The organism is Erwinia sp. STN24, assembly GCF_041320675.1.
In the GTDB taxonomy this organism is placed as follows: Bacteria; Pseudomonadota; Gammaproteobacteria; order Enterobacterales; family Enterobacteriaceae; genus Erwinia; species Erwinia aeris.
Genome location: NZ_JBGGPM010000004.1, coordinates 252,828 through 264,890, shown reverse-complemented (window position 1 = coordinate 264,890; position 12,063 = coordinate 252,828). Strand labels below are relative to the sequence as shown.

General features: G+C 58.2%; 10 protein-coding genes and 4 tRNA genes. 6 read left to right on the top strand and 8 right to left on the bottom strand.

Annotated features, from left to right (window positions below; translation table 11 throughout):
- Positions 1 to 12 precede the first annotated feature (12 nt).
- Genes frdD through frdA form a run of 4 tightly spaced genes read right to left on the bottom strand, consistent with a single transcriptional unit; the run spans position 13 to position 3,290 of the window.
- Complete coding sequence (gene frdD / locus ACA373_RS15910; RefSeq protein WP_253455928.1) at positions 13 to 366, bottom strand: fumarate reductase subunit FrdD; 354 nt, start codon at positions 364 to 366, stop codon at positions 13 to 15.
- A complete protein-coding gene (gene frdC, locus ACA373_RS15905; protein ID WP_253455926.1) occupies positions 366 to 770 on the bottom strand; it encodes a fumarate reductase subunit FrdC in 405 nt (134 codons plus the stop codon). Before frdC ends, frdD begins: the two co-directional genes overlap by 1 nt.
- A gap of 11 nt (positions 771 to 781) precedes the next feature.
- Positions 782 to 1,516, bottom strand: a complete 735-nt coding sequence (locus ACA373_RS15900) for a succinate dehydrogenase/fumarate reductase iron-sulfur subunit (RefSeq protein ID WP_301730312.1) — start codon at positions 1,514 to 1,516, stop codon at positions 782 to 784.
- Positions 1,509 to 3,290 (bottom strand): fumarate reductase (quinol) flavoprotein subunit, encoded by a 1,782-nt coding sequence (gene frdA / locus ACA373_RS15895; protein ID WP_370734797.1) that lies wholly within the window; start codon positions 3,288 to 3,290, stop codon positions 1,509 to 1,511. The genes ACA373_RS15900 and frdA overlap by 8 nt, the downstream gene beginning before the upstream one ends.
- A 262-nt stretch (positions 3,291 to 3,552) precedes the next feature.
- On the opposite strand from frdA, the gene epmA reads away from it, so the two are divergent.
- A complete protein-coding gene (gene epmA / locus ACA373_RS15890) occupies positions 3,553 to 4,530 on the top strand; it encodes an elongation factor P--(R)-beta-lysine ligase (protein WP_370734796.1) in 978 nt (325 codons plus the stop codon).
- A gap of 108 nt (positions 4,531 to 4,638) precedes the next feature.
- Here epmA and mscM read toward each other — a convergent pair whose 3' ends face one another.
- The 3 genes from mscM to rsgA all read right to left on the bottom strand — a co-directional run bounded on the left by mscM (position 4,639) and on the right by rsgA (position 10,014).
- The gene (gene mscM, locus ACA373_RS15885) at positions 4,639 to 7,968 is read right to left on the bottom strand and encodes a miniconductance mechanosensitive channel MscM (protein WP_253455916.1); all 3,330 of its coding nucleotides are present in this window, start codon (positions 7,966 to 7,968) and stop codon (positions 4,639 to 4,641) included.
- 9 nt (positions 7,969 to 7,977) lie between these two features.
- On the bottom strand, positions 7,978 to 8,877 hold the full coding sequence (gene asd / locus ACA373_RS15880; RefSeq protein ID WP_253455913.1) for an archaetidylserine decarboxylase: 900 nt from the start codon (positions 8,875 to 8,877) through the stop codon (positions 7,978 to 7,980).
- An 87-nt stretch (positions 8,878 to 8,964) separates the two neighbouring features.
- Entirely contained in the window at positions 8,965 to 10,014 is a 1,050-nt protein-coding gene (gene rsgA / locus ACA373_RS15875) for a small ribosomal subunit biogenesis GTPase RsgA (protein WP_253455910.1), read from the bottom strand.
- A 91-nt stretch (positions 10,015 to 10,105) separates the two neighbouring features.
- Between rsgA and orn the strand changes: the two genes are divergently transcribed.
- The 5 genes from orn to ACA373_RS15850 all read left to right on the top strand — a co-directional run bounded on the left by orn (position 10,106) and on the right by ACA373_RS15850 (position 11,174).
- Positions 10,106 to 10,651, top strand: a complete 546-nt coding sequence (orn, locus tag ACA373_RS15870) for an oligoribonuclease (RefSeq protein WP_253455908.1) — start codon at positions 10,106 to 10,108, stop codon at positions 10,649 to 10,651.
- A 150-nt stretch (positions 10,652 to 10,801) separates the two neighbouring features.
- Positions 10,802 to 10,877, top strand: a tRNA-Gly gene (locus tag ACA373_RS15865).
- A 22-nt stretch (positions 10,878 to 10,899) separates the two neighbouring features.
- Positions 10,900 to 10,975: transfer RNA gene (locus tag ACA373_RS15860), tRNA-Gly, on the top strand.
- Between the two features lie 23 nt (positions 10,976 to 10,998).
- Positions 10,999 to 11,074 (top strand) — tRNA-Gly (locus tag ACA373_RS15855).
- A gap of 24 nt (positions 11,075 to 11,098) precedes the next feature.
- A tRNA-Gly gene (locus ACA373_RS15850) sits at positions 11,099 to 11,174 on the top strand.
- 275 nt (positions 11,175 to 11,449) lie between these two features.
- Here ACA373_RS15850 and ACA373_RS15845 read toward each other — a convergent pair.
- Positions 11,450 to 11,914, bottom strand: coding sequence for a winged helix-turn-helix domain-containing protein (locus ACA373_RS15845; RefSeq protein WP_253455906.1), 465 nt, complete (start codon positions 11,912 to 11,914; stop codon positions 11,450 to 11,452).
- Positions 11,915 to 12,063 lie beyond the last annotated feature (149 nt).

The following is a 12,063-nucleotide window of genomic DNA, read 5'->3' as shown; positions in this document are numbered from 1 at the left end:
GCCGCCCGGTTATCAAAGCGTCAGTACGCCAATCGCGGTGACGATGCTTAAAATGGCGGCCAGGCCATAGAAAATCCATTTGCTGGCGGGAAGATGAATTTTCAGGTCGTGCGTCATGTGGTGCAGCCGATGCACCGCGCACCAGAGCGGCAGCACGATAGCCAGAAAAAGGAAGAGGCGGCCCGGCCAGCTTTGCGCAAAGCCAAGGATGCGCTCAAAGCTGAAGGCCGACGGCGCGCCCAGTCCCAGCGGCATCATGATACCCGCCAGCAGCACCACAACGGGCGACACCAGCGCGGCCCACATGCCGCCCGCGCCAAACATGCCCCAGAACAACGGCTCGTCAGAACGGTTTTTATTTTTCATTATCCCTCCCTTACCAGCAGAACAGCGGCCAGCATGGCAAGGCTAATCAGCGCCATCGCCAGCCACAGGCTTTTAACAATCGGCCCGGACGACAGCTTCTTGTCGCCAATAACGATAATCGACGCCTTAGGCGCCAGCTCAAACCAGGTTTTGCTGTGCAGCAGCGCCGCGGCCAGCGCAATCAGGTTCAACAGCAGCAGCACGGGATGCTGTAGAAAATTCACGAAGGCTGCCCAGCTTTCCGCTCCGTGCTTTAGCGCGTACAGCCCGAAAATCAGCTCTACGCTAAACAAGAGCGCCGGAAGCGCCGTGCCTTCGCGCAGCATATAGAAGCGATAGAAACCCGTTTTTCGCCACCAGTCGGCTGTAACCGGGCGGTGATAAGCATTGCGTTTAGAACTCATCTGGCAACTCCTTATTGTGGCCTGAGGCTGGCGATCAGATAGTCTTTGGCGCTTTCCACTTTGCTCTGCTGGATAGCGGCGGCCGGATCGACATGTTTCGGGCAGACCTCCGAGCAGAAGCCAACAAAAGTGCAGGGCCAGACGCCGTTATCGCCGTTCAGCTGCGGCATTCGCGCGCGTTTGCCTTTGTCGCGGCTATCGAGGTTGTAGCGGTGGGCCAGCGTAATAGCGGCCGGGCCGATAAATTCCGGGTTAAGCCCGAACTGCGGACAGGCGGCGTAGCACAGGCCGCAGTTGATGCAGCCGGCAAACTGGTGATAGCGCGCCATTTGCGCCGGCGTCTGCCGGTTGGGGCCGTTCTGCGCCTGCGACGAATCGCCGATAATCCAGGGCTTGATTGCCGCCAGGCTCTCGATAAAGCGGCTCATATCCACCACCAGATCGCGCTCGATGGGGAAGTTAGCCAGCGGCTCTACGCGGATCCCCTGCGGATAGTGGCGCAGGAAGGTTTTACAGGCGAGCTTTGGCACGCCGTCCACCATCATGCCGCAGGAGCCGCAGATAGCCATGCGACATGACCAGCGAAAGGACAGATCGCCGGCCAGGTTGTCTTTGATATATCCCAACGCGTCCAGCAGCGAGGTTTGCTCGTCCCACGGAACCGGGTAGGTGACAAAGTAAGGTGCCTTATCCGTTTCCGGGTTATAGCGTTGGATGGCAATGTTGCAATGCGCCTGGTCAGCCATTTTGCGCCTCCTTATGTTCTGATTCCGCGCCGTAAACGCGTTTCGCCGGCGGCAGCCGGGTAATCACGACGTCGCCCCAGGCGATGGTCGGCGCGCCCTGCGCGTTGAAAAAGCTCAGCGAGTGCTGCAAAAAACGCTCGTCGTCGCGCTCGCGGCAGCCCTCATCCAGACGCTGGTGTGCGCCGCGCGACTCTTTACGCGCGAAAGCCGCGTGCGCCATACATTCCGCCACGTTCAGCCCGTGCTCCAGCTCAATGGCATAGAGCAGTTCGGTGTTGAAGACGCTGGAACTGTCGCGGATGCGCACGCGGCCGAAGCGCGCTTTCAGCTCCGCCAGCTTGTCGATAGTCTGCTGCATCAGTTCCGGTGTGCGGTAGATACCGCAGCCTTCCTCCATCGTCATGCCCATTTCATCACGCAGCGTCGACCAGCGCTCGTCGCCGGGCTGATTAACCAGCGCCTTCAGCCGCTGCTCGCAGTCGCGGGCCTGGGCATCCAGCGCGGCGGTGGCGAAGTTACGGTTTTCCAGCGCCCTGACGGCGGCGTTTTCACCGGCCAGACGGCCAAACACCACCAGCTCCGCCAGCGAATTCGATCCCAGCCGGTTGGCACCATGCAGGCCTACCGACGAGCATTCGCCCACGGCAAACAGCCCACGGATAGTGGTTTCACAGCTGGCGTCCGTAGCGATACCGCCCATGGTGTAGTGCGCCGTCGGACGGATAGGGATAGGGCTGGTAACGGGATCGACGCCGACGTAGGCTTTGCTCAGCTCGCAGATAAACGGCAGCCGCTCCAGCAGTTTTTTCTCGCCCAGATGGCGCAAATCGAGATGGACGACCTCGCCGCGCGGCGTATGAATGGTGCGGCCTTTCTGCGACTCATGCCAGAAAGCCTGCGACACCTTGTCGCGCGGCCCCAGCTCCATATATTTGTTTTTGGGCTGGCCGAGCGGCGTTTCCGGCCCCATACCGTAATCCTGCAGATAGCGATAGCCGTCTTTATTAACCAGGATGCCGCCCTCGCCGCGACAGCCTTCGGTCATCAGGATACCGGAGCCGGGCAGTCCGGTCGGGTGATACTGCACAAACTCCATGTCCCGCAGCGCCACGCCGTGACGCAGCGCCATTCCCATGCCGTCGCCCGTAACGGTGCCGCCGTTGGTGTTATAGCGATAGACGCGCCCCGCGCCGCCGGTTGCCAGCACCACCGATTTCGCCAGAATTTTTATCAGCGCGCCTTCCATCATGTTCATGGCAACCAGCCCGCGCGCCTCGCCGTTATCCACCAGCAGATCGAGAACGAAATGCTCATCGAAGCGAGTAATCTGCGGATATTTCAGCGAGGTCTGAAACAGCGTATGCAGCATATGGAAGCCGGTCTTGTCGGCGGCGAACCAGGTGCGCTCGATTTTCATGCCGCCGAAGCGGCGCACGTTGACCGAGCCATCTTCACGACGGCTCCAGGGGCAGCCCCAGATCTCCAGCTGGGCCATCTCCTGCGGGCAGTGCTGCACGAAGTAGTCCACCACATCCTGTTCGCACAGCCAGTCGCCGCCGGAAACGGTATCCTGAAAATGCAGATCGAAGCTGTCATGCGCCTGCGTGACGGCGGCGGAACCGCCTTCAGCGGCGACGGTATGGCTGCGCATGGGATAGACTTTTGAAACCAGCGCAATGGAAAGCGTGGGGTGGGCCTCCGCAGCGGCGATGGCCGCCCGCAGCCCGGCACCGCCCGCGCCGACAATCACCAGATCGGCAGTAAAAGTTTGCACGATATTCTCCCTGTCAGGCCGTTATAGAAAGGATGAGGGGATACCCTCGGTTAACGGAGACAGCAGTATAAAACCGGCGGTAGCGGGTAAAATTGATATGCTCAGGCAAACAGGTGAAAAAATGACGGCAATAATGTTAAGGGGTTAACGTTTTCCGCAGTGGACGCTGTATCGGGCGCGCGTTTTTTTTACCGGCGCAGGTTTGTTTGTACGAAGCGCCTCGGGTAGACTGCTTCACCCTGATCCCTGAGGAGTACAAACTATGAGCGATACGGCCAGCTGGCAGCCGAGCGCGCCCGTCACCAACTTGTTAAAACGGGCAGCGATAATGGCTGAAATCCGGCGTTTCTTTGCCGATCGTGGGGTGCTGGAAGTGGAAACCCCGGCGATGAGCCAGGCAACCGTAACCGACATCCACCTGTTTCCTTTTCAGACGCGTTTTGTCGGGCCGGGTGCGGCGCAGGGGCTGGATCTCTACCTGATGACCAGCCCGGAATACCATATGAAGCGGCTGCTGGCAGCGGGCAGCGGGCCGATTTTCCAGCTTTGCCGCTGCTTCCGTAATGAGGAAGCGGGACGCCATCACAACCCTGAGTTCACCATGCTGGAGTGGTATCGGCCGCATTACGATATGTACCGGCTGATGAACGAGGTGGACGATCTGCTACAGCAGGTGCTGGAGTGCGCGCCTGCGGAAACGCTCTCCTATCAGCAGGCTTTTCTGCGTCATCTGGAGATGGATCCGCTGTCGGCAGATAAAGCGCAAATGCGTGAAGTGGCGGAAAAGCTGGGCGTGGGCGATTTGGCTAACCGCGAGGAAGACCGCGACACGCTGCTGCAGCTGCTGTTTGTCACGGGCGTGGAGCCGCAAATCGGCAAAGAGAAACCGGCGTTTGTGTACCATTTCCCGGCCAGCCAGGCGGCGCTGGCGGAGATCAGCACTGAAGATCACCGCGTGGCGGAACGCTTCGAGGTCTATTTCAAAGGCATTGAGCTGGCCAACGGCTTCCGTGAGCTGACCGACAGCCGCGAGCAGCGCCAGCGTTTTGAGCAGGATAACCGCAAGCGGGCCGCGCTTGGCCTGCCGCAGCAGCCGGTTGACACTAATCTGCTGGACGCGCTGGCGCACGGCATGCCGGAATGCTCCGGCGTGGCGCTGGGCGTGGATCGCATTGTGATGCTGGCGCTTAAGGCGTCGCAGCTGAGCGAAGTGATCGCGTTCTCCGTCGACCGCTGTTAAGTCGCCAGAAAAAAGGCCAGGGATTGCGCCCTGGCCTGCGTCTACAGCCCGCCTGATTTAACCGTTCTGGCCTGTATTAACAGCCCGCCTGATTTAGCCGTTCTGCGTCTACAGCCCGCCTGATTTATACGTTCTGGCCGCCGGCACGCCGTTGTTGACCGGCGTTTTGCGCCCGATGGTTTCCATACGCACCTGGAACGGTGGGAAAGGCATCTCCAGCCCGTGCTCGTGATAGCCCTGCAAAATAAGCTGATGCAGCTCGTGGCGCAGCGGCATCCTGTGGCCCATCTCCGCCGCGTGAATGCGCAGCTCAAACAGCTGAATGCCCTGCTGCAAATCCACCAGGAACGCTTCCGGCGGCGGCGTGTCGAGCACGTACTGACAGCGCTGCGCGGCGGTCAGCAGCACGTTGGTTACCTCTTCGCTGTTGGCTTCCGCCGCCGCAGGAATAGTCAGCACCACGCGCGTAACCGAATCGGAGAGCGACCAGTTAATAAACTGCTCGGTAATAAAGGCCTTATTCGGCACGATAATCTCTTTGCGATCCCAGTCAGTGATTGTCGTCGCGCGCGTGTTAATCCGCGTAATGCTGCCGGTCAGATCGCGAATGGTAACGGTATCGCCGATGCGGATCGGCTTTTCAAACAGGATAATCAGGCCGGAAATAAAGTTGGCGAAAATTTCCTGTAATCCAAAGCCCAGCCCCACGCCCAGCGCCGCCACCAGCCATTGCAGCTTCGACCAGTCGATGCCGATCATTGAGAACCCGGCCAGGCCGCCAACCAGAATCAGCGTGTATTTGGTCAGCGTGGTGATGGCATAACCGGTACCGGGCGTCAGATTAAGGTGCTGGAGCAGCGCCAGCTCAAGCAGCGCCGGCATATTACGCACCAGCTGCGTGGTAATAATCAGCACCAGGATCGCAATCAGCACCGAGCCGAGCGTGATCGGCTCCAGGCTTTCCACGCCCTGCACCGTGGTGCTGGCATCCCACAGCCTGATGTTCTCCAGAAAGCCGAACGCCGAATGGATCTCTGACCAAAGCACAATAACCGACACCAGCGCAATCAGCGTCAGGATGGAGCGTACCAGCCGCAGCGACTGGGCGCTGATGGCGTCCAGATCGATAACCGGCTCGTCGACTTCCGTTTCCGTGCTTTGCGTAGCCGTGGTTTCCTCTTCACCTTTGGCGCGCTGGGCCAGTATTTCCGCCCGTCGGTTGCGCGCGCGATCGAAAGCGATGCGGCGACGCTGAATAAGCATCCAGCGGCGAATAATGTGATAGATAATCAGCAGCAGGAACCAGATAGCCAGCGAGGTTTCCACCCTGGCCAGCAGCGCCTGCGCGGTGGCCAGATAGCCGATGCAGGAAGCCAGCGCGGCGATCAGCGGAATGCAGATCATCATGTTCCACAAGATATTGCTGATAAAGTTTTCGCCGTTGCCCTCTTTATCCAGGTAAAGAGGAATGCCCGCGCGTTTCAGGCTGATGGTCACCAGGCTCAACGCGCCGCAGATCAGGATAAAGCAGAGGCGGCCCAGCGTGGCGGAGAAATGGCGCTCGTCCAGGTTATCAAAGCCTATCAGCAGCATAATCAGCGGCACCACAAAGCCGATGCAGAGCGTATAGAAGCGCATCGCGCGCGCCACCCGATTCTGCTGCCAGCGGAAGTGGACGATAAACAATCCTTTAGAGCGGGCAAAGCCCGCGCTGATCATAAAGGCCCACAGCAGCGGCACGGTGGCGGTGATGCCGTCGCCAATCGCCACGGCGACGGGGTAGGGCCAGGCGTGCTGCAAACCGTAGCCCAGCGCCATCCACAGCACCGGCAGCGGCAGCGCCACCAGAATCGACCAGAACACGGTGCGCATGGTCAGCCCAAAGCGATCCTGAGTGACTTTGCCCACCTTACTGGCGGAACGGTCCAGGAAATCACGATAGTGTCGGCGCGAACTCAGGCTGAAGCCTACCAGCAAAACCGCACCGATAATGGGCAGCACGGTTTCCCGGTTGGTAAACATCATCACCAGCGCGCCGCCCAGCTGGCCCAGCGTATTCAGCGACAGCAGATTGCGTAGATCGCGCATCAGCAGCAGCGGGAAGTCGAGATGCAGCGCGCCGACATCCGCCGTCCAGAACAGATAGCGATGCGTCGCCTCTTTGATTTCCCGCAGCGCGTCCTCAAGCTGACCGTTGGCGACTTTAAGCTTGGTCACTTCCAGGATCAGGTTGTCGCTGCCGGAAAGCAGCGAGCCAATCAGCTCGCGCTGGGTTTTCAGCTGGGCGTCGAGGATGCGGCGCTGCTCGCTGGTTAGCGGCGTGCCGTCATCCTGGCGGAGCTGACGCAGCTGCTGCTGGCGCTCCAGCAGATCTTCATAGCGCAGCCGCTGGACGCGCAGCTGGGCCATATCGTTATCCAGCTGCTGCGGTTTGGGCATTTCCGGCAGGCGAGCCACCTGCGCGCGCAGGGCTTCACCCAGCACCGTGGAGACGCCGAGCCACTGCGACTGCTCGCGGATAGTGCTCAGCGCCTGGCGAACCTGAATAGTTTGATTAACGGCGGTACGCTGCTGCGAGGCGACCAGATCCATGCGCTGCGCCTGTTCATTCAGCGCGGCGGACAGCTCCCGGTTAATACGGAACTGTTCGCTGAGTCTTTGCGGCAGCTCGCCGCTGTTTTCCGCCAGCTGTTCCGTTTTTTCCAGCGCGATTTCGGCTTCGCGCTGACGGCGGCTGTTCAGCTGATTGCGCAGCGCCTGCAGATACGCATCCAGCTGGGTGGCTTTACGCTGGTGAAGCTCGCCGCGCATCCGCGCCAGCTCCTGACGGTTGTTGGCCGACAGCTGCGCCAGCTCCAGCTCATCGACGCGGGCTTTACGCGCTGCCGACTCTGCCTGGCGAGCGGAGAGCTGTGCCTGAGCGAGCGGCGTGGTGGGGGTGGGCTGAGCCTGAAGGCGCCGTTCAATCTCATTCAGCGCGCGTCGGGCGTCGGTTTGCTGCTGCGGCAGCTGGGCCAGAGAGTCGCTGATTTCCCTGGCGCGATCCTGCTCCTGCTGCGCCTGGCGGCCTTCTTCCAGCAGCTGGCTGCTGATCTGCAGGATCTCCTGATCCAGCTCCGCCGCCGTCATGGTAGCGCTCACCGTTTTGCTGCTGTCGCCCAGCACGACCAGCTGCTGGCGTAATTCGCGGGAAAGGCGGGGAAAATCGTCAATAACCTGCTGATAGTCGCTGGCGTTGGCCTGCGACTTTTGTTGGTCATCGATCCAGTTTAGCGCTGACTGAAGCGCATCCACGATTTCCGCCTGATTGGGCGTGTCCTGACTGGACTTCGCCTCTTCCAGGGCCTGTTTAATCTGCGCAGCGTCGGGGGCGCTGGCGGCCCAGGCGGGCTGGAGCAGCGTCCAGCCCACGAAAAGAATAACTATCAGGCGTAACATACGTCTCTGCTATGGGTGATGTAAGACTTCTTCAGCACTGGTTTTTTGCAGCGCGATAGCCAGCGGCTGGCCCAGACGCGTGGTGGTTTCCGGCGTCAGGCTTTCCGCCAGTTTCACTTTACCTTCGGCGAACAGGTTGATAACGGTCGATCCCAGCTTAAAGCGGCCCATCTCCTGGCCTTTCAGCAGCACTACCGATCCCTCTTCTTCCGCGCCCGGCCAGCGCCAGCGTTTGATCACGCCTTCGCGCGGCGGCGTTACCGTGCCCGCCCAGACGGTTTCGATGCTGCCGACGATAGTGGCACCGACCAGAATCTGCGCCATCGGGCCGAACTCGGTATCAAACAGGCAGATAACGCGTTCGTTACGGGCAAACAGGTTAGGGATATTTTGCGCCGTCAAAGGGTTCACGGAGTAAAGATCGCCCGGCACGTAGATCATCTCACGCAGGATGCCGTTGCACGGCATATGCACGCGGTGATAGTCGCGCGGCGCCAGGTAAGTGGTGACAAACTCGCCGTTGCGGAACATATCGGTCATCGCGACGTCGCCCGCCAGCAGCGCTTCCAGGGTATAGGTATGGCCCTTCGCCTGGAAGATGCGATCCTCGTCGATATGGCCCAGCTGGCTGATTGCGCCATCGCATGGCAGCACCAGTAGATTAGGATCGGTTTCAATCGGGCGAGCCTCGTCACGCAGCGGACGCACGAAGAAATCGTTAAAGGTCCGGTAGCTGGCGGTATCGGGCTTCTGCGCCTCTTTCATATCAACTTTGTAGAACCAGACAAAAATATCGATAACGGCTTTAGTCAGCCAGCCGGCGCGCTTGCCTGCGCCCCAACCGGCCAGTTCAGTAAGGCCTTTTTTCGGCAAAACAGCATTCAGGCCGAGCTTCAGACGATCCAACACAATAGCCTCCTGGCTTTCTGAAATAATTAAGGGTGCGGATTGTAACAGCGTCCGTGCATTCAGGCTACGACGCCCGCCGCGCGGATCTCAGTCGCTGTTTTCAGAAAAACTGCGTCGCGTTTTTAGCTGCATATCCGACATGCTGTCCAGAATTCGGTGGTAGTTGGCAAAACGCGACTCGTCGATATCGCCGCGTTCTACCGCTTCGCGGATAGCGCAGCCCGGATCGGTGTCATGCTTGCAATCACGGAATTTGCAGTGACCTAAAAACTCACGGAATTCGACAAATCCGCGGGTGATTTGTTCCGGCTCCAGATGCCATAAACCGAATTCGCGCACGCCCGGCGAGTCGATAACGTCACCGCCGTTAGGGAAGTGGTAAAGACGGGCTGCGGTAGTGGTGTGCTGACCAAGACCGGAGACGTCGGAAACGTCGTTGGTGAGGATCTCTGCCGCAGAGTCCAGCCCCAGCAGCGCATTAAGCAGGCTGGATTTCCCTACGCCCGACTGGCCGGCGAAAATGCTGACGCGATCAACCAGCGCGGCTTCCAGTTCGCTCAGGCCCTGCTTGCGATGGCTGGAGACCATCACGACGCGATAGCCGATGTTGCGGTAAATAGTCATCTGCTCCTGCACAAAGGCCATGCCTTCGTCATCCAGCAGATCCGTTTTATTCAGCACCAGCAGCGGCTCGATATCCAGCGTTTCGCTGGCCACCAGATAGCGGTCGATAATATTCAGCGACAGCTCCGGCAGAATAGCCGAGACGATAACGATCTGATTGATATTGGCGGCAATCGGCTTTACGCCGTCGTAGAAGTCAGGACGGGTCAGTACCGAGGTGCGCTCGTGCACCGCTTCCACAATGCCTTTGGCGCTCTGCACGCCGGGCCGCCAGAGTACGCGGTCGCCGGTCACCAGCGAACGAAGGGTGCGGCGAATATTACAGCGGTGGACGCTGCCGTCCGCATCTTCCACGTCGGCGTGCATCCCGAAACGACTGATCACCACGCCGTCGCGCGCTTCACCAAACAGGCTATCATCCGGCTCCGGCTTGTCGGCGCGCTGCTTCAGACGGCGCTCATGGTTGGCACTGACGCGACGTTGCTGACCTTTAGACAGTTTGTTCTTGCTCACGCTTCCTCACAGGCTTAGCTTCGCCCTGACAGGGCAAAACGTTTATGATACACCCTAACGTTTGATGATATAAGCCACGGCGAGAAACCCTATGACAGTAAATGCCAGTAATCTGATCTGGATTGACCTTGAAATGACCGGCCTGGACCCGGAACAGGATCGTATTATCGAAATCGCCACGCTGGTGACCGATTCCGATCTGAATATCCTTGCGGAAGGACCGGTGTTCGCCGTCCATCAGTCCGATGCGCAGCTGGCGCTGATGGATGAGTGGAACGTGAACACCCATACCAACAGCGGGCTGGTGGAGCGAGTGAAAGCGAGTCAGTACGACGATCGCGCCGCCGAGCAGGCGACGCTGGCGTTCCTGAAAAAGTGGGTGCCGGAGAACAGTTCCCCAATCTGCGGCAACAGCATCGCTCAGGATCGTCGCTTCCTGTTTAAATATATGCCGGAGCTGGAGGCCTACTTCCACTATCGCTATCTGGACGTCAGCACGCTGAAAGAGCTGGCGCGCCGTTGGAAGCCGGAAATCCTTGCCGGTTTTAAAAAGCAGGGCACGCACCAGGCGATGGATGATATTCGGGAGTCGGTTGCCGAGCTGGCCTGGTACCGCGAGCATTTTATCCAACTCTAGGAGCGAAGCGCTGACAAAATTAGCGTTATGCTGGTTTTGTCAGCAATCAGGCGGCAAAGCGAAAAAAAGTGGCGTTGCAGGCTTGCGGCGATTCTCATTTCTCGTATAATGCGCTCCCCGTACAGGAAGAGTTTTTACCTGATACGCAGAGCGGGAATAGCTCAGTTGGTAGAGCACGACCTTGCCAAGGTCGGGGTCGCGAGTTCGAGTCTCGTTTCCCGCTCCAAACGTTTTACAGCACCACCCAAGCGGGAATAGCTCAGTTGGTAGAGCACGACCTTGCCAAGGTCGGGGTCGCGAGTTCGAGTCTCGTTTCCCGCTCCAAACGTTTTACTGCACCACCCCAAGCGGGAATAGCTCAGTTGGTAGAGCACGACCTTGCCAAGGTCGGGGTCGCGAGTTCGAGTCTCGTTTCCCGCTCCAAAACGTTTTACTGCACCACCCCAAGCGGGAATAGCTCAGTTGGTAGAGCACGACCTTGCCAAGGTCGGGGTCGCGAGTTCGAGTCTCGTTTCCCGCTCCAGTATTATCCTCCCAAAATGCTTTTTGTAACCTATCCTGATGTCAGTAGTTATCCCATTTTCCCTCTGTTTCTGATTTCACAATCTTATAAACTTACCTGCTTTTGAGACCCAGCCTGGCCGTTTCTGTTGAGTAACAGATGGCGCAGCACTTCCTTTATTTACGCCTCCTCGCAGCGTAATAACAACGAATACAGGGACTGGCTACGTCACGGAACCCTTCCCTGCCTGATGCGTTATGCTGAACCCGCTTGTAACAGGACGTCGCTACAGCGGATTAGCGGAAACGAGCAATGGAAGTCAGCATTTTTTTTGGATAAGCGCTAAAAATTTTTCTACAAAACCCTTTCAGACCTTGCTGCTGGAGCATCGTATCCGCTATGGCACCGATCGCTTTTTCCTCAATGGGAACCTTGTCGCTGATACTCCATCCCCGACGCGGGTGAGTCTGAATAATATTTTCCGTCAGTCCGGCATCCTGTAGCTGCTTTCTTAATTTTGAAATAGTCTGATAAAGCGTATTCGGGGTGACAATTTTCCCATGATTTTCCCAGCCCGCCGCATACAGGGAATGATGAGAGACCATTTCCCCGCTTTGGCAAATCAGCAAATGCAAACAGCGCGAAGCAGTAACGTAAGTGACGTGCTCTTTTCCCGTTTTGCACGAGATAAGCTTATTCTGCTGAGGAACAAAATGGATCTGATTGTTAATGCAATAAACAATAGAATCTTTATTATCCATGGTGCTTATCGTCCTTAATAAGTGGCATATCCTGAAGATATTGTTATGTGTTTTTAATAACCAGCCACAGGCGCATGGCTGAGCCTGAAATTTTTTTGCCTCGTCAGGCGCGCGCGTCTGTTTTACTGTTAATTAATGTAATTTTTTAA